Annotated in this window: 16 protein-coding genes; 12 read left to right on the forward strand and 4 right to left on the reverse strand. The window is 68.9% G+C overall.

The features are described 5' to 3' along the window. Positions 1-8: 8 nt before the first annotated feature. A complete protein-coding gene (locus ABIB14_RS04170; RefSeq protein ID WP_354234273.1) occupies positions 9-1,502 on the reverse strand; it encodes a lipase maturation factor family protein in 1,494 nt (497 codons plus the stop codon). Positions 1,503-1,667: 165 nt separating this feature from the next. Here ABIB14_RS04170 and dxr point away from each other — a divergent pair, with 165 nt between their 5' ends. From dxr to ABIB14_RS04220, 10 genes are all read left to right on the forward strand, one after another. Further along, positions 1,668-2,852, forward strand: coding sequence for a 1-deoxy-D-xylulose-5-phosphate reductoisomerase (gene dxr, locus ABIB14_RS04175; protein WP_354234274.1), 1,185 nt, complete (start codon positions 1,668-1,670; stop codon positions 2,850-2,852). A 40-nt stretch (positions 2,853-2,892) separates the two neighbouring features. After that, entirely contained in the window at positions 2,893-4,224 is a 1,332-nt protein-coding gene (locus ABIB14_RS04180) for a M50 family metallopeptidase (protein ID WP_354234276.1), read from the forward strand. Positions 4,225-4,371: 147 nt separating this feature from the next. Continuing rightward, a complete protein-coding gene (locus ABIB14_RS04185; RefSeq protein ID WP_354234278.1) occupies positions 4,372-5,094 on the forward strand; it encodes a MarR family transcriptional regulator in 723 nt (240 codons plus the stop codon). Continuing rightward, positions 5,091-5,618, forward strand: a complete 528-nt coding sequence (locus tag ABIB14_RS04190; protein ID WP_354234279.1) for a hypothetical protein — start codon at positions 5,091-5,093, stop codon at positions 5,616-5,618. The genes ABIB14_RS04185 and ABIB14_RS04190 overlap by 4 nt, the downstream gene beginning before the upstream one ends. Before the next feature lie 48 nt (positions 5,619-5,666). After that, positions 5,667-5,960 (forward strand): YciI family protein, encoded by a 294-nt coding sequence (locus tag ABIB14_RS04195; protein WP_354234280.1) that lies wholly within the window; start codon positions 5,667-5,669, stop codon positions 5,958-5,960. 62 nt (positions 5,961-6,022) lie between these two features. Next, entirely contained in the window at positions 6,023-7,189 is a 1,167-nt protein-coding gene (gene ispG / locus ABIB14_RS04200) for a flavodoxin-dependent (E)-4-hydroxy-3-methylbut-2-enyl-diphosphate synthase (protein ID WP_354234282.1), read from the forward strand. Next, complete coding sequence (locus ABIB14_RS04205) at positions 7,152-8,048, forward strand: GNAT family N-acetyltransferase (RefSeq protein WP_354234432.1); 897 nt, start codon at positions 7,152-7,154, stop codon at positions 8,046-8,048. Before ispG ends, ABIB14_RS04205 begins: the two co-directional genes overlap by 38 nt. Before the next feature lie 375 nt (positions 8,049-8,423). Next, a complete protein-coding gene (locus ABIB14_RS04210; protein ID WP_354234283.1) occupies positions 8,424-10,235 on the forward strand; it encodes a proline--tRNA ligase in 1,812 nt (603 codons plus the stop codon). Between the two features lie 22 nt (positions 10,236-10,257). After that, positions 10,258-11,052, forward strand: a complete 795-nt coding sequence (locus ABIB14_RS04215) for a sulfite exporter TauE/SafE family protein (protein ID WP_354234284.1) — start codon at positions 10,258-10,260, stop codon at positions 11,050-11,052. Positions 11,053-11,123: 71 nt separating this feature from the next. Continuing rightward, positions 11,124-12,569: a pyridoxal phosphate-dependent decarboxylase family protein gene (locus ABIB14_RS04220; RefSeq protein WP_354234285.1), complete on the forward strand. Its 1,446-nt coding sequence runs from the start codon at positions 11,124-11,126 to the stop codon at positions 12,567-12,569. On the opposite strand, the gene ABIB14_RS04225 is transcribed toward ABIB14_RS04220, so the two are convergent. The 3 genes from ABIB14_RS04225 to ABIB14_RS04235 all read right to left on the reverse strand — a co-directional run bounded on the left by ABIB14_RS04225 (position 12,566) and on the right by ABIB14_RS04235 (position 15,694). Next, positions 12,566-13,666, reverse strand: a complete 1,101-nt coding sequence (locus tag ABIB14_RS04225) for an aminoglycoside phosphotransferase family protein (RefSeq protein ID WP_354234286.1) — start codon at positions 13,664-13,666, stop codon at positions 12,566-12,568. The genes ABIB14_RS04220 and ABIB14_RS04225 overlap by 4 nt on opposite strands. A gap of 98 nt (positions 13,667-13,764) precedes the next feature. Beyond that, positions 13,765-14,496: a VIT1/CCC1 transporter family protein gene (locus ABIB14_RS04230; protein WP_354234287.1), complete on the reverse strand. Its 732-nt coding sequence runs from the start codon at positions 14,494-14,496 to the stop codon at positions 13,765-13,767. A 79-nt stretch (positions 14,497-14,575) separates the two neighbouring features. After that, positions 14,576-15,694: a ferritin-like domain-containing protein gene (locus ABIB14_RS04235; protein ID WP_354234288.1), complete on the reverse strand. Its 1,119-nt coding sequence runs from the start codon at positions 15,692-15,694 to the stop codon at positions 14,576-14,578. 106 nt (positions 15,695-15,800) lie between these two features. Between ABIB14_RS04235 and rimP the strand changes: the two genes are divergently transcribed. Together rimP and nusA are read left to right on the forward strand one after the other, a co-directional pair. Continuing rightward, positions 15,801-16,415 (forward strand): ribosome maturation factor RimP, encoded by a 615-nt coding sequence (gene rimP / locus ABIB14_RS04240; RefSeq protein ID WP_354234289.1) that lies wholly within the window; start codon positions 15,801-15,803, stop codon positions 16,413-16,415. Then, positions 16,415-17,395 carry a transcription termination factor NusA gene (gene nusA / locus ABIB14_RS04245; protein ID WP_354234291.1) on the forward strand — a complete coding sequence of 327 codons (981 nt, stop codon included), beginning with the start codon at positions 16,415-16,417 and terminating at the stop codon, positions 17,393-17,395. The genes rimP and nusA overlap by 1 nt, the downstream gene beginning before the upstream one ends. Positions 17,396-17,450: the final 55 nt, after the last annotated feature.

A 17,450-nucleotide genomic window follows, 5' to 3' on the forward strand; every position in this document is an offset into this window, starting at 1 on the left:
CCGGAACCTCAGTTCTCCGGCGGCAGGGACAGCGGCGGAATCGATTCGTGCAGCGGGATCCGGATCCAACGCTGGCCGGTGGCGCGGAACTCCGCCCGGGTGGCGAATCGGTAAAGGTAGCTGCGGGCACGCACCCAGCGGGGCCGGGCGCCGTCGAACGGATCGTGCCGCAGCAGGCGCAGGGTGGGTGGGTCGGCCTCCAGCAGTTTGGCGAGAAACGCGTAGAACCATTGCTCGTGCACCGTGCGCAGCGGCAGGAACCACATCAGCCAGTCCAAGCGAAGGTGATAGGGCGCCCACTGGCCCGGGATGCGGCGGACATCGCCGGGTTTGCCGCGGAAGCCGTATTCCCGCCAATCCGCAGAATCGTCAGGCTCCGCACCGAGCGTTCCTTCCACCACAATTTCGATCCGTTGCTTGGTGACCGTGCCGAAGGCGCCATAGGCGTTCACCAGCTGCCACCGGTTGAAGGCGGCATTCATCAGCTGATAGTGCGAGAACAAGTTCTCGAGCGGCCGGTAGCTGAGGACCAGCAGCAGGACAGTGGCCAGGAAGACCACCACCAGCCACGGGACCGGCGCCTGGCTGCCGTCGACCGCTGGACCGCCCGCGCCGCCCATAGCCGTGCCTGCGGACACCGCGTGCCAGTCGAGCGGAATCGCCGGTAGCACAGCGTGCGCCACCGGGTCACTGACCGCCGAAAACGCGAGCACGATCGCCATCCAGTTCAGCCAGGCAAAGTTCCCGCTGGCCACCAGCCAGAGCTGAGTGCCGATGATGATCCCCGCCGCGGCGCTGGCCAGCGGTTGCGGGGCGAAGAGGAAGAACGGAACCACCAGCTGGGCGAAGTGGTTGCCCAGGACCTCCACCCGGTGCCACGCCTTGGGCAGCAGGTGGGCCTGCCGGCTGAGCGGCCCCGGCATCGGCTGGGTCTCGTGGTGGTAGTACAGGGCGGTCAAATCGCGCCACTCCCGGCCGCCGCGGATCTTGATCATGCCGGCACCGAACTCCAGGCGGAACACCAGCCACGCCAGCAGGATCAGGATGGTCCTGGGCGGGGGAGTCTGGTCCGAGCCCAGGAACGCCACGGTAAACCCCGCCTCGAGCAGCAGCATCTCCCAGCCGAAGCTGTAGAACGTTTGCCCCACATTGACGATCGACATGTACAGCAGCCACAGCGCCAGGAACACCAGCAGGGGAACCCACGGCGGGCCAAGCTGCGGAAGGCCCAGAACGAGCGCGGCGGCCAGCAGTATCCCGCCCCAGCACACGCTGCGCAGCAAACGGTCCGAGTACCGCCAGCTAAACAGCGTGGGCCGGCGCAGTGGGCCGGAGCGCGCCAGGAAATCCGGTACCGGCAACAGCCCGCGCTCGCCGAGCAGAGCCGGAAACTGGTTGAGCGAAGACAAAAACGCTACCAGGTAGAGGACGGCGACGCCGCGCTGCAATACCTGCCGCGCGAACTCATATTCCGGCGCGTCCAACCAGGCCGTCCACTCCACGAATCCCACGTTACGCCTGGCGCCTGTGGCGTCAACGGGCGGCCTTATGCGGTCCCTGGCACGCACTTAATCGGCACTTCGCGGCTGTTCTCGGCGCCGGGACTGCCATGACGTGCAACATCGATGCGGGATGCTGCGCACCGGCACGTGCGGGATACTTAAGCCATGCAGCCGCGCACAATCGTCCTTCTTGGGTCCACCGGTTCCATCGGGACTCAGACCATAGACGTCGTCGACGGTGCTCCGCACCTTTTCGAGATTGCGGCTCTCAGCGCCGGCGGCGGCAACCTCGAACTCCTCGCCCGGCAGGCCGTACACACCCGCGCCCGGGCCGTCGGCATCGCCAGCGGGAACCCCGCGGCCCTCCAGCAGCTGATCGACGACGCCGCCCGCGCGGCCGGCGTCGCAGGCTACCGGCCGGAGATCATCACCGGGCCGGACGCCTCCACCCGGATCGCGGAAATTCCGGCGGATGTTGTGCTCAACGGCATCACCGGCTCGATCGGACTCGCCCCCACCCTGGCCGCGCTGAAGTCAGGTGCCACTCTGGCGCTGGCGAACAAGGAATCCCTGATCGTGGGCGGTGCCCTGGTCAAGGCCGCTGCCCGCGAGGGCCAGATTGTTCCGGTCGACTCGGAGCACTCCGCGATCGCCCAGTGCCTGCGCTCCGGCGCCCCCGCCGAGGTGGACCGGCTGATACTGACCGCTTCCGGGGGACCGTTCCGCGGCAGGACGCGGGAGCAACTGCATGACGTTTCCCCGCGGGACGCCCTGGCCCACCCCACCTGGGACATGGGCCTGATGGTTACGACCAACTCCGCGAGCCTGGTCAACAAGGGCCTGGAAGTCATCGAGGCCCACCTGCTCTTCGACATCCCGCTGGACCGCATCGACGTCGTGGTCCACCCGCAGTCGGTGGTCCATTCCATGGTCCAGTTCGTAGACGGTTCCACCATTGCCCAGGCCTCGCCGCCGGACATGCGCCTGCCGATCGCCCTCGGCCTCGGCTGGCCGGACCGGGTGGCCGGGGCTGCGCAGCCCTGCGACTGGAGCAAGGCAACCAGCTGGACCTTCGAACCGCTGGACACCCGGGCCTTCCCCGCCGTCGGCCTGGCCAAGGAAGCAGCCCGGCGGGCGGGCACCTTCCCTGCCGTGTTCAACGCCGCCAACGAGGAAGCCGTGATGGCGTTCCATGCCGGCCGGATCCGCTTCACCGATATTGTCGATACGATCGAAGCAGTTCTCAGTGGGCACTCAGGATCCTCCGGGCTGACGGTCGAGTCCGTGCTGGATGCTGAACAGTGGGCACGCGCGCGGGCCCTCGAGCGTTTGGCCGTTGGAAGTGCCTAAGAAGTAGCCGACCAGTGCCCAGGAAGTAGCAAAGCCCAGCATGAGCCCCGTTGTACTCTTTATCCTCGGCGTCGTCTTCGTCGTGATCGGCATCGCCGTGTCCATCGCCTTGCACGAAGTGGGGCACCTTGTCCCGGCCAAGCTCTTCAAGGTGCGCGTCACGAAATACATGATCGGTTTCGGGCCCACCCTGTGGTCTAAGCGTCGAGGCGAGACCGAGTACGGCGTGAAGGCGATCCCGCTGGGCGGCTTCGTCTCGATGATCGGCATGTACCCGCCGAACAAGACCGACGGGAGCGTCCGGCCCTCCAGCACCGGTATGTTCCAGTCGCTCGCGTCCGATGCCCGCTCGCTGGCGCACGAAGAGATCGGCCCCGGCGACGAGAACCGCGTCTTCTACCGGCTTCCGGTCTGGAAAAAGGTCATCATCATGCTCGGCGGCCCGGCGATGAACCTGCTCATCGGCGTGGCGCTGACCGCCGTGCTGCTGATGGGCTTCGGCGTGGCGGCGTCCACTACCACCATCGCGGACGTCTCCAAATGCCAGGTCAAGGCAGGGCAGACGGTGGACCCCAACTCCGCCGACTGCAAGCCCACCCCGGCGGCCGCGGCCGGCCTCAAACCCAACGACCGGATCACGTCTTTTGACGGCAAAACCGTCACTAGCTGGGAGGAGCTGACCGGCTGGATCCGTGCCTCGGCCGACAGGCCGGTCAGCATCACGGTGGAGCGCGACGGCGCCCCCGTCACCACCACGGTCACCCCCGTGTTGTCCGCACGCCCGGTTCTCGGACAGGACGGCCGGCAGGCCAAGGACGCCGCCGGCAAGCCCAGCTACCAGGACGTGGGCTTCCTCGGCATCGGCGCCCAGACCGCGCTGGTGCAACAGCCGGCCACGGCCGTGCTGCCGCTGGCCGGCGAAAACATCAAACAGATCGCCGGCGTCGTCCTCAACCTGCCGGCCCGGGTGGCGGGGGTGGCGCAGGCGGCCTTCAGCGAGGAACCCCGCGACCCCAACGGTCCCATCAGCGTCGTCGGGGTGGGCCGCGTGGCGGGTGAAGTTGCCGCCATGGAACAGGTTCCGCTGCAGAGCCGCGTCGCCGCCCTGGTCGGGCTGCTTGGGGGGCTCAACTTCGCGCTGGCCGTGTTCAACCTCGTCCCGCTGCTGCCGCTCGACGGCGGCCACGTGGCCGGGGCGCTCTATGAGGGCGCCCGCCGCCGGATCGCCAAGCTGTTCGGCCGGCCCGACCCCGGCGCCTTCGACATCGCCAAGCTGCTCCCTGTGACGTATGTCGTGGCCGTGCTGTTGATGGGCATTTCCGCCCTGCTGATCTACGCGGATATCGTCAAGCCGGTCAACCTCTTCGGCTAGCTGAGTGCCCGCCACAGGCCCCCGCCACCGGCCTCCGCGGTCGAAACCGGATCGCAGCCATTTATTGTTATCAGCTCATTTAGGCTGATTTTGAGTAATCAGCTGTAAGTGGTTGATTTAGTGGAATCAGCCCCTTAGGGTTGGGACATGTACGTTCTGACGATTGATCAGCGCGGCAGCACCGCCGACGTCGACCGCGTCCCGGAGCTCCTGGCCGAACTGGCAGCCCTGTGCCCCGACGCGCACTTCGAGCGCTCCGTCGGCGATGAAGTCCAGGGCGTCCTGCAGCGCCCGGACGAGGTGGTGGAGATCGCCCTGCACGCGCTCCGCAGCGGCCACTGGTACGTGGGAATCGGGGTGGGCCCGGTGGAGCTGCCGCTACCCGCCAGCCCGCGGGAAGGATCGGGTCCAGCCTTCGTGGCGGCCCGTCTCGCGGTGGAACGGGCCAAGTCCGCGTCCTCCCACGTCCCCCTCTCGATCGTCGCCGGCGGCCGCCGGCGGGGGATCACCGCAATCCCGGGGCGGGGCGCGGCGGAAGAGGCGCACGGGGCGCAAGCGGCTGCGAATGCTGAAGCCGTACTGCGGCTGATCGGGCGCCTCGTCCAGGACCGAACCGCCGCGCAGTGGAAAGTGGCGGACGTGCTGCGTGGCATCCAGAACGGCCACACGGCCACCCACGGCACGCAAAAGATCGCGGCCCGGCAACTCGGAATCACCGAGCAGTCGGTGAGCCGCGCACTGCTTCGCTCCGGCTGGCAGGAAGAATGGGCGGCGAGGCCAGCTGCTGAAATGCTGCTGGCACTGGCGCATAGCCTGACCACCGGGACGGACGACGCCGCCCCGCAAGCACGTAGCGAAGGAGACCGGTGAGCGCACTCTGGATCACCCTGGCCCTGCTGGCCGCCGGATTCGCCGGCTGGCCGGTCACCGCCCTGGTGTTCCGGCTGGCCCGGACCTTCGATGACCGGGCGGACGGCCGGGGGTCCGGCGGCCCGGGTTCCGGCGGCCCGGGTTCCGGCGGCCCGGGTTCCGGCGGTCCAGCGCCGGACGGGGCGGTCGACGGCGAGATCACCCGGCCGGCTCCGGCGCCCGCCCTGCCCGCGGAGGGGAGCACCGGCGGCACCGTGCCCGTTCCGGCGGCCCAGGGAACCAGCACTCGGATCCTGCGCGGCGGCGCGATCATCGGCGTGCTCGAGCGGCTGGCCGTCTGCCTGGCGATCCTGACCGGCCAGCCCGTGGCGATCGCCTACGTTGTCGCGATTAAAGGCCTCGGACGCTTCGCGGAACTCAAGGAAACACCGGTAGCCGCCGAGCGGTTCATCATCGGCACCCTCACCTCCCTGCTCTGGGCTGCCGGAGTGGCGGCACTGGTCAAGGTGCTCCTCCTCGGCTGACGCTCCCCGGCCGCGGCGGCTGACGGGCCGGGGCGATAGGGTATCGGTATGACTGTTTTTGCTGTTGAGTATGTTTACGATGCCGAATCCGCCGAAACCCGCGCCGCCACCCGGCCCGCGCACCGCGAATGGACCGCAGGGCTCGCCCAGGACGGCACGCTCCTTGCCAGCGGCCCCTATTCGGACGGCGCCGGCGCCCTGCTCATCTTCAAGGCGGCCGACGAACAAGCCCTGAACGAGATTCTGAAGCAGGACCCCTTCGCCGGTGCCGGTGCCATTTCCGGCATCCGCACGATGGGGTGGGCTCCGCTGACCGGCCTGCTGGCCGGGCACGTCGCCTAGCCCCGCACCGCCCGCCCGCACCGCCCGCCCGCCATCGATCCTGAGATTCAAGAGGAGTCCATGTGACCTCGGTCAGCCTGGGAATGCCGTCCGCACCGCCCCCCGTACTTGCCCCGCGCCGAAAGACCCGCCAGATCAAGGTGGGCTCGGTCGGCGTCGGCTCCGACTCGCCGATCAGCGTGCAGTCGATGACCACGACTCCGACCACGGACATCAACGCCACCCTGCAGCAGATCGCCGAGCTGACCGCCTCGGGCTGTGACATCGTCCGGGTCGCGTGCCCTTCGGCCGACGACGCCGCGGCCCTGCCGATCATCGCCCGCAAGTCCCAGATCCCGGTGATCGCGGACATCCACTTCCAGCCCAAGTACGTGTTCGCCGCAATCGAGGCCGGCTGCGCGGCCGTCCGCGTCAACCCGGGCAACATCCGCAAGTTCGACGACCAGGTCAAGGAAATCGCCCGCGCGGCCAAAGACCACGGAACCTCGATCAGGATCGGCATCAACGCCGGTTCGCTGGAGCCGGGCATCATGAAGAAGTACGGCAAGGCCACACCGGAGGCCCTGGTGGAATCCGCGGTCTGGGAGGCCTCGTTGTTCGAAGAGCACGGCTTCCACGACTTCAAGATCTCGGTCAAGCACAACGACCCTGTCATCATGGTGGCCGCCTACGAGATGCTCGCGGAAAAAGGGGACTGGCCGCTGCACCTCGGCGTGACCGAGGCGGGACCGGCGTTCCAGGGCACCATCAAGTCCGCCACCGCCTTCGGTGCGCTGCTCTCGCGCGGCATCGGCGACACCATCAGGGTCTCCCTCTCCGCCCCGCCGGTGGAGGAGATCAAGGTGGGCAACCAGATTCTGCAGTCGCTGAACCTGCGCCCGCGCAAGCTCGAAATTGTTTCCTGCCCGTCCTGCGGCCGCGCCCAGGTGGACGTCTACACCCTCGCCGAGCAGGTCACCGCCGGTCTCGAGGGCATGGAGGTTCCGCTGCGCGTCGCCGTCATGGGCTGTGTGGTCAACGGCCCCGGCGAGGCCCGGGAAGCGGACCTGGGCGTGGCCTCCGGCAACGGCAAGGGCCAGATCTTCGTGAGGGGCGAGGTCATCAAGACTGTCCCCGAAGACCAGATTGTTGAGACACTGATCGAAGAGGCAATGCGTCTCGCGGAAGAGATGGGGGAGTCCGATGGCGAAAATGCTGTCCAGGGTGGCCCCGTGGTTAGCGTCTCGTAGGGACGGCTCGGCCGGCCCCGCGGCCGGCCTTACCGTTCGGGTCCTGGCCGGCGAGGACACCGGCGCCCTGCTGGACCTTGCCCGGCAGGACGCCGTCGCCAACGTCTTTATCCTCTCCCACCTCGAAACCGCCTCAACGGCGGCGCCCACCGCAGGCGGCGCCAGCATCTTCGGCGTGTTCGACGGCGGCTCGCTTCTGGGGGCGTGCTGGGCGGGCGCAAACCTGGTACCCGTGCAGCTGGATCCGGAACTCGCCGGCCTGGTAGCAGCCGCCGCGCACCATGCCGGCCGCCGTTACGCGTCGATCTTCGGACCGGCCGAGACGGTCGTGGCGCTGTACGCGGCCTTGGAACAGTTGGGTAGCACCGCGCAGGAGATCCGCGCCGACCAGCCGCTCATGAGCATCGCCGGGCCGCCCCGACTCAAGCCCAACCCCGCCCTGGGCTTTGGCCAGCCCGCAGACTTCGACCGGATCCTGCCGGCTTGCGCTGCCATGTTCGAGGAGGAAGTGGGCTATTCGCCCTATCTGGGCGGCCGCGAGTACTACAGCCGCCGCGTCAAGGCACTGATCCGCTCCGGCCATTCGCTGGTCCACTTGGGTCCGGACCGTGAGGTGGTGTTCAAGGCCGAACTCGGCGCGGTCACCGCAGATGTCACGCAGGTGCAGGGCGTCTGGATGAACCCGGCGTTCCGCGGGCTGGGCAGGAGCGCCGGCTATATGGCCGGCGTCGTGGTCCTCGCCCAGACCCTGGCCCCCGTGACGAGCCTGTACGTCAACGACTTCAACACCCGCGCCCGGGCCAGCTATGAACGGGTCGGGTTCCGCCAGGTGGGCACCTTCGCTACCGTACTTTTTTAGTCATCTTATTGACAGAAAGTTTGTCAGAAATCTGGTTGAAGACTCTTGTTTTGGTGGTACGGATCACATAGGTTCTAGCTAGCCGCGCCGAGCAGGTGCGAGCGCTCTCAGGAATGAAACCGCCCCTTGGCTGCAGGTCCGCTTTACGGCGGGACCGGCTAAACCGGCAGCCGGGGAACGTGCGGCTCCGGGGTCGCGGGAGCCACGCCATCACGGGATGACCAGCCGGAAACGGCCAGGGGCTTCCGCGTCATGGCGTGGCTCTTCCCTTTCCGCCGGGGAATGCGCCCGCCGGCAGACGGTAGATTGGTAGCTGGACAATTTTCGTAAATATCCAGTACGCCCCGCACTTCCTCAGAAACGGATACCTCTCCAGTGGTCCTTCGACTCTCCAAGCTGTTCCTGCGCACCCTGCGTGAAGACCCCGCCGACGCCGAAGTTGCCAGCCACCGGCTGCTGGTCCGTGCCGGTTACATCCGCCGCGCGGCCCCGGGCATCTACACCTGGCTTCCGCTGGGACTGAGCGTACTGCGCCGGGTCGAACAGATCATCCGTGAGGAAATGGCCGCCATCGGTGCGCAGGAAGTCCATTTCCCGGCGCTGTTGCCCAAGGAACCCTATGAGGTGACCAACCGCTGGACCGAATACGGCGAGGGCATCTTCCGGCTTAAGGACCGCAAGGGCAACGACTACCTGCTGGCCCCCACACATGAGGAAATGTTCACCCTGCTGGTCAAAGACTTGTACTCCTCGTACAAGGACCTGCCGCTGAGCATTTACCAGATCCAGAACAAGTACCGCGACGAGGCCCGTCCCCGGGCCGGCCTGTTGCGCGGCCGCGAATTCATCATGAAGGACTCCTACTCCTTCGACGTCGACGATGCCGGCCTGGACGCCAGCTACGCCGCGCACCGCGGCGCCTACCTGAAGATCTTTGAGCGCCTCGGCCTGGACGTCGTTCCGGTCGCGGCCACGGCCGGCGCCATGGGCGGCTCCAAGAGCGAGGAATTCCTGCACCCGACCGAGGTCGGCGAGGATACCTTCGTCCGTTCGCCCGGCGGCTACGCGGCCAACGTCGAGGCCGTGACCACCGTGGTGCCCGCGGCCATCGACTTCAGCCACGCCCCGGCCGCAAAGGTCCGGGACACCCCCGACACCCCGACGATCGGCACGCTCGTCGACGCCGCCAACGCCCTGGTTCCCCGCAGTGAGGCCGACGGCGGCGCCTGGACCGCCGCGGACACGCTCAAGAACGTCGTCCTCGCCGTCACGCTGCCGACCGGTGAACGCCAGATCGTCGTGCTCGGCGTGCCCGGGGACCGCGGCGTGGACCTCAAGCGCGTCGAGGCCAACATCGGCGCCTTCCTGCCCATCGGCGGTGAAATCGTGCTCGAGGCAGCCAACGAAGAGGACCTCAAGAAGCAGACGCTCCTGGTCAAGGGCTACATCGGCCCCGGCCTGTCCCTGGATGCCCCGCTGCTCGGGGCCGAGGGCGCCTCGAAGCTGCTCTACCTCGTGGATCCCCGCGTCGTCAGCGGCTCCGCCTGGGTCACCGGCGCCAACGAGGCCGGCAAGCACGTCTTCGGCCTGGTCGCCGGCCGGGACTTCGGCTGGGACGGCGTCATCGAGTGCACCGAGGTGCGCGAGGGCGACGAGGCCCCGGACGGCTCCGGGCCCCTGGAAACCGCCCGCGGCATCGAGATGGGCCACATTTTCCAACTCGGACGCAAGTACGCCGAAGCCCTGGAACTGAAAGTCCTGGACCAGAACGGCAAGCAGGTCGTCGTGACTATGGGTTCCTACGGCGTCGGCGTCACCCGCGCCGTGGCCGCCCTGGCCGAGTCCAACCACGATGACAAGGGCCTGATCTGGCCCCGGGCCGTTGCACCGGCCGACGTCCACGTCGTCGCGGTCGGCCGCGGCGAGGAGATCTTCGCGGCCGCCGAAAAGCTGTCCATGGAACTGGAGGCCGCCGGCCTCGAGGTCATCTACGACGACCGCCCCAAGGTATCCCCGGGCGTCAAGTTCGGCGACGCCGAACTGGTGGGCGTCCCGACCATCCTCGCCGTCGGGCGCGGGCTGGTGGACGGCGTCGTGGAGATCAAGGACCGCCGCAGCGGCGAGGCCGAGAACATCGCCGTGGACAAGGCGGTTGACCACGTGGTCAACGCCGTCCGCAACAACTGACGCGCCACGGGCGTCGCAGAGTATGGTCTCCGGCCTTGAAACGATACAGCTCGCCACGCTGATCCTCGTGGTGGTCGCCGGCTTCGCCGCCGGCTGGGTGGACGCAGTGGTGGGCGGCGGAGGACTGATCCAGCTCCCGGTCATGCTCCTGGTCCCCGGGATCACCCCGGTGCAGGCCCTGGCAACGAACAAGATGGGGTCCATCTTCGGCACCACCACCAGCGCGGTGACGTTCTACCGGCGCGTCGGGCCGGACCTGCGCACCGCCGTGCCGATGGCGGTCATTGCGCTGGCCGGCAGCTTCGGCGGGGCCGTGCTGGCAGCGACCCTGCCGGCGAGCGTGTTCAAGCCGATCATCGTGGCGGCGCTGGTCGCCGTCGCACTGTTCACCGCCCTCCGGCCCAACGTGGGCGGGCTGACCCGGTTGCGGCACGACGGCCGACGGCACTATCTCGTGGCCTGCCTGATCGGCGCCGTGATCGGCTTTTACGACGGCATGATCGGCCCGGGAACCGGATCGTTCCTGATCATCGCGTTAGTGTCCGCGATGGGCTACGCCTTCCTGGAAGCCAGCGCCAAGGCGAAGATCGTCAACATGGCCACGAATGCCGGTGCCCTGCTGTTCTTCCTGCCGCACGGTTCGCTGCTCTGGGGCCTCGGACTGGTCCTGGGCGCCGCGAACATGGCAGGCGGCTACCTCGGCGCCCGGACGGCCGTCAGCCGCGGCAGCAAGTTCATCCGGGTCGTGTTACTCGTCGTGGTGGGGGCCCTGATCATCAAGCTCGGCTCCGACGTCTGGCAGGACGCCTTCGGCTAGTCCCGGAAATCCTGCAGGAACTGCCCCAAAATGGACTGCCCTGCGCATGGCCGCGGGCGTAGCATGCAGCTATGTCAGCACCCCAAGAGCGTTACGGCGATGCCCTGGCCGCCGCGTCCCGGCACGCACTCCAGTGGCTGGACAGCCAGGGAACACGTCCCGTTGGGCCGCGGGTGAGCGCGGCCGACCTCGCGGCCGACTTCGGCGGCCCGCTGCCCCGGGACGGCACCCCGGCAGCGGAGGTGGTGGACTATCTGGCAACGAAGGCCGATCCCGGGCTGATGGCGATGCCGTCCGGACGGTTCTTCGGCTGGGTCATCGGGGGCACCCTGCCGGCCGCGCTGGCCGCGGACTGGCTGGTCAGCGCCTGGGACCAGAACGCGGGGCTGCGCTTCGCCACCCCCGCCACGGCGGCCATCGAGGAAGCCGCCGGCAAATGGCTGCTGGACCTGCTGGGGCTGCCCGAAAGAGCCGACGTCGGCTTCGCCACCGGCGCCACGATGGCCAACTTCACCGGCCTCGCCGCCGCACGCTGGCGGCTGATGGCCGACGCCGGTTGGGACCTCGACGCCGATGGCCTCGCCGGCGCGCCCCGGATCCGCTGCTTCGTGGGCCGGGAACGGCACGACACGATCGACCTCGGCCTGCGGTACCTGGGGCTGGGCCGGCCCACGGTCGTACCCGCTGACGCGCAGGGCCGCATCGACCCCGCGGAACTGGACCGTGCGTTGGACCGCGCCGTGGACCAGGGCCCCACCAACGCCCCCGGCGGTGCTGGATCGGTCCGCCCACCGCTGCTGGTCTGCCTGCAGGCCGGGAATCTGCACTCCGGCGCCTTCGATCCCTTCGAAGAAGCCATCGCCGTCGCCAAAGCCCACGGCGCCTGGGTCCATGTGGACGGTGCGTTCGGACTGTGGGCCGCCGCCGTGCCCGAGCTCGCGGCGCTGACCGCCGGACTGCAGGGCGCCGACTCCTGGGGCACGGACGCGCACAAGACCCTCAACGTCCCCTACGACTGCGGGATCGCCGTGGTCCGTGACGCCCAGGCGCTGCGGGCGGCCATGGGCGTGCACACCAGCTACCTGATCCAGGATGCGGACGGCGCGGCCGACCCCTTCGAGACGGTTCCGGAGCTGTCCCGCCGGGCCCGCGGGGTGCCGGTCTGGGCCGCGCTGAAATCGCTCGGCCGGGACGGCGTGGCCGGCCAGGTCCGCGGGCTCGTGCTGCACGCCAGAGAACTGGCGCAGCAGCTGTCCGCACTGGACGGCGTCGAGGTGCTCAACGACGTCGACTACACCCAGGTCTCGCTGGCCTTCGGCGATGATGCCACCACCCGCGCGGTGACGGCCCGGATCATTGCCGACGGCCGGGTCTGGATGTCCGGTTCACGCTGGCAGGACCGGGACATCCTGCGGATTTCGGTGAGCAACTGGAGCACGGACGACGCCGACGTGGCAGTCGCCGTCGCCGCCGTGAGCGACGCGGTGGCTGCGGTCCAGGGACACGGAAAGAGTTAGCCCGACCTTTTGGCACCTTCCCCGGGCGCCGGCAGGTCCTGCGGGGCAGGCAGGCCGGGGAGCGTGTTCCCGGCGAGGGTGCTGGCCACCCACAGCGAGCGGGCCAGATCAGCGTCGTGGTTGCGGTTCGCCGCGTACCACAAGGCGTTCTCCACCCCGCGGGCCAATGCCCACTGCCGGGCGGTCTCGCCGTCGAGTCCGGCGGCGGCGCTGAAGTCCAGGCAGCGCGCGCGGAGGGCCTCGGCGGGGCGGGTGCGCGGCAGCTCGGCCAGCCGGTTCCATAGCAGCGGGGCCACGGAAAACTCCGCTTCGCCGAGCATGGGCCGCGGGTCGATCGCCTTGAAGTCGGCGGCCGTGAATTCTGCGCCGTCGAAGCCTCCGGGGCCGGGCCCCGCCGGGACGTCCGGCCGGGCGAGGACGTTCAGGAAGTGCAGATCCGTGTGCACCAGGACGTCCGTGCCGGACCGGCGGCCGACGGCGCCGCGGGTCTGGCAGACCTCCAGCGCCGCCTCCAACAGCCAGCGCGGGAACGGCCGACCCAGCAGCTCCCAGCTCTCCGGCAGTTCGTCGCTCCACTGCTCGGCGCGGGCTGCCATCTGGCCGAACTCGCTCCACTGCGGCCGGCTGTCCGGCGGAATGCTCAGTTGGCGGACCAGGCCGCCCCAGACGTGAGCGGCGGCGTCCAGCGGCACGTCCTGCAGCGAGCTGCCGCCGTCGAGCCGCTCGAGCAGCAGGGCGCCCGCGTCCTGGTCGGCTTCAAAGACCTGTACGGCGCCAAGGCCGCCCCACAGCTCCAGGGCGTGGCGTTCGGCCAGTGCCTCCGGGTGCGAAAAGGCGAGCTTTAGGACCGCCGTCCCGGCATGCCGCTCCCGGTTTCCCGCAAAGCTCCCCGCGGCGCGCCCGCTGACCGGGACCACGACGGCGCCGTGTCCGTGCCACGGCAGGGCGCCGCGAGCCGGATCAGGCACGAGCCGCCACTGCTCCAGGCAACGATCGATCAGCCGGGGGAGGGACGCAAGCCAGGCCCGGCCCTCGGCGCTGCCGCCGTAGCGGCGGGTAAGCTCGGGCGGGATCGGGACGGCTGCTGGCATTGTCATCGCCTCCAGCCTAGTTCCAGCGAAGGTACGGCCCAGTTCCAGCGAAGGTACGGCCCAGTTCCAGCGAAGGTACGGCCCAGTTCCAGCCGGTCAGCCGGTCAGGCGGCGATGCCGCTGGCGCCGAGCCAGCTGCCGATCAGGAAGGTCGCCACGAGCGCCACGGCCCCGCCGATGACCACCCGGACGGCCGCCTTCAGCTGGGAGCCGCCGCCGATCCAGGCGCCGATGGCTCCGGTAGCCGCCAGTGCTATCAGCACCACCGCGAACGTCAGCGGAACGCGGATGTTTTGTGGCGGCAGCAGGATGGCGAGCATCGGCAGGATGGCGCCGATGAAAAAGGCGATGGCGGAGGCGAAGGCCGCATGCCACGGGCTGACGATGTCCGTCTCGTCGATGTGCAGTTCGGCGGACAGGTGGGCGCCGAGGGCGTCGTGTGCTGTCAGTTCCGTGGCCACCCGCTGGGCGGTTTCCGGGCTGAGGCCCTTGCCCTGGTAGATGGCGGCGAGCTCGGCCAGTTCCTCTTCGGGTTGTTCGGCCAGTTCGCGGCGTTCCTTCTCGATCAGCGCCTGCTGGCTGTCTTTCTGGCTGCTGACCGAGACGTACTCGCCTAGGGCCATCGAGATGGCGCCGCCCACGAGGCCGGCGGCGCCGGCGATGAGGATCGGGCCCGAATCGGTGGTCACGCCTGCGACACCGACCACGATGGCGGCGACCGAGACGATGCCGTCATTTGCGCCCAGCACGCCGGCGCGGAGCCAGTTCAGCCGCTGCGCAATGTCGTTGTGGTGGGGCTCGTTGTTATGAAAGGCTGCTGTGCCGGTGGTCTCCATGACTCCAGCAAATCACCAGGGTGCCCGGCTTGCCAGCAATCCAAGGCTAAGCAAGGTAAGCCGGACCTTGGGGACGGTGTCAGCCGGCGGGCAGGGCGGGCAGTGATGCCGGGTCCACGGCCAGGCCCGGCATGGGGCCGGGAGCCGCGCCCCAGATGGCGGTCCGGCGGGCGGCGCCGAGCAGCCCCGCGATGGCCCATTGGCGGGTGTCACCGTCGCTGAGGGCCACGAGGTCGCCGTAGGCGGGCAGCGATGTGGACTCCAATGCGGCCAGGCCGGGGCCGGGCGAGGCCAGGAACGCCGGGTCCAGGGCGTAGCCGGGCTCCTGGGGCGGGATCGAGGCGCAATGCGAGCGGCTCAGGGATTCCACGCCGGCGAGGAGCGCCTCGTGGTGTGCCAGTTGCTCTGCGGCCGACTTTGCGGCGGCGCCGTCCAGGCGTGTCAGCGCCACCTGGTAGCCGTAGATGGTTTCCGACTCGCTGCTGACCAGCGCTGCCAAGGCACCGGGCAGCCCTGCGCTCCCGGAGGGAGTCCCGGCGCTAGCGACGGGGGCGGACGACGGCGAACCGCCCGCCGTCGGGCAGGATCCGGCCGCCGCGGTCGGGACGGCCGGTCCCGGGTCAGGCGGTCCGCTCGCCGGGTCAGGGGCGCCGGCAGCGGCGGCGAGGGCGGTGGACTGAAGCAGCTGGGCGGTTCCGACAGCGGCTAGGAGCCTGGCCGTCCCGCCGTCGGCCGCGCCGGCGTCGGCGAGCCGCTGCCGGCCGCTGCTGGCCAGTGCCGAAGCCAATCCGGCGGCGGTGGCCGGAGCGGAAGCCGGCGACGGTGTCGACGAGGCGGCCGCCGGAGCCTGGCCGGGACGGAGCAGGGCCCGGGCATGGGTTGTCAGCAAACTCACAGTCTGCATCAGGACCGTCCGGGCGCTCCCTGCCGGGGCGCCCGCCGCGGGAGCGGAAACGGCCGGGCCCCCGGCAGCGGCCCCCAGTTGTTCGCCGGAGTCCCGCAACTGCAGGGCATCGGCCAGTGCGGCTGCTCGGGTCCGTTCGGACACCGTCAGTTTCAGCGGTTCCGGCGGATTGCCGGGCTTGAACACCAGACCCAGGCTGATCACCAGGAGGGCGAGGCAGACGAGGAGGGCGATGCGCGGAAGGTGAGCCGGGAGCCGGACCCGCGATCGCATTACCCCGCTGTCGTCTTTCACAACAGACCATGTTGTCATGCCGGCCGGGAACTGGAGTGCACCACGAAGCCGGGAATATCGCTAGGCTAGTAGGCACAACATCATCTAGCGGGAGACGGGCGGCATCATGACCAACGCAGAAGCCACGACTTCGACAGACCGGACCGGGACGGGGAAGGCTGAGGCCGTACCCGCTCACAATCCGGAGGCCGAACGCCTGCACACCCTGCTGGAGCCTGCAGTCCTGGCGAACAGGCTGTACCTGGAGGATGTTTCCATCCACATCGCCGGCGCCAACCGGGTGGTCCACGTAGTGGTGGACCTGCCGCAAGAGGAGACCGGCGGCGTCAGTCTTGACGTCATCGCCGAGATTTCCAGGACCCTCTCCGACGTCCTGGACAACGATCCGAGCACAGACTCCCGCCCCTACGACCTCGAGGTTTCCTCACCCGGGGTGGGGCGGCCGCTCACGGAGGAACGGCACTGGCACCGCGCGCGAGGACGCCTGGTCACAGTCAACGTGATCCAGGACGACAACGTCACCGGACGGATCCAGTCCGTGGACGGCGGCGGCGTGACCCTGGTCCCGGAGCTGGCCGCCAAAAAGGGGATGAAGCCCAAGCAGGGCGAACCCGTCAAGCTTCCTTTCGACAGGATCCGCAGTGGAAAAGTCGAGATAGAGTTCAGCCGCCTCGAAGAGGCCGGCCTGGAGAACGACAATGGACCTTCCGAGGAGGCCTAATGGATATTGACATGAGCGCACTGAGGCTCCTGGAGCGTGAGCGCGAAATCCCGCTGGATCTCCTGATCCCGACCATCGAGCAGGCCCTGCTGGTGGCCTACCATAAGACGCCCGGGGCCTTCGAGAAGGCCCGCGCGGAACTGGACCGCAAGAGCGGCCACGTGACCATCTGGGCGACCGAGATTGACGACGACGGCGCGCCCATCGGCGAATTTGAGGACACCCCTGCCGGCTTCGGCCGGATCGCGGCGAGCACGGCGCGTCAGATCATCCTGCAGCGCCTCCGCGACGCCGAGGACGACAACGTGCTGGGCCAGTTCAAGGGACGCGAGGGCGAACTGGTGGCCGGCACCATCCAGCAGGGCAACAACCCGCACATGATCCAGGTGAATCTCGGAACTGTGGAGGCGTTGCTGCCGCCGCCCGAGCAGGTTCCCGGTGAAAAGTACACCCACGGCAACCGGCTTCGCGCGTTCGTGATCGACGTGCACCGCGGCACCAAAGGTCCCTCCATCACGCTGTCCCGGTCCCACCCGGGGCTGGTGCGGAAGCTCTTCGAACTCGAAGTTCCGGAAATCGCCGACCGCTCGGTCGAGATTGTGGCGCTGGCCCGCGAGGCCGGCCACCGCACCAAGATCGCGGTGAAGGCGAACGTCCCCGGCGTCAACGCCAAGGGCGCCTGCATCGGCGAAATGGGCTCACGCGTCCGCGCCGTGATGACGGAGCTGAACGACGAAAAGATCGACATCGTCGACTACAGCGACGAACCGGCCGCGTTCATCGCCAGTGCCCTGTCGCCGTCGCGCGTGAATTCGGTCACCATCACGGACGAGGCCACCCGGTCCGCCCGCGTGGTCGTGCCGGACTACCAGCTGTCCCTCGCGATCGGCAAGGAGGGCCAAAATGCCCGCCTGGCCGCTAAGTTGACCGGCTGGCGGATCGACATCGTCTCCGACGCCGCGGACAACCGCGACAAGTAATCCCGACAAATTGGCGCGGGGAGGCCGCCCGGCGGCGTCCCCGCCCTGTGCCCTG

This window comes from Arthrobacter sp. UYEF3 (genome assembly GCF_040546245.1).
Lineage (GTDB): Bacteria > Actinomycetota > Actinomycetes > Actinomycetales > Micrococcaceae > Arthrobacter.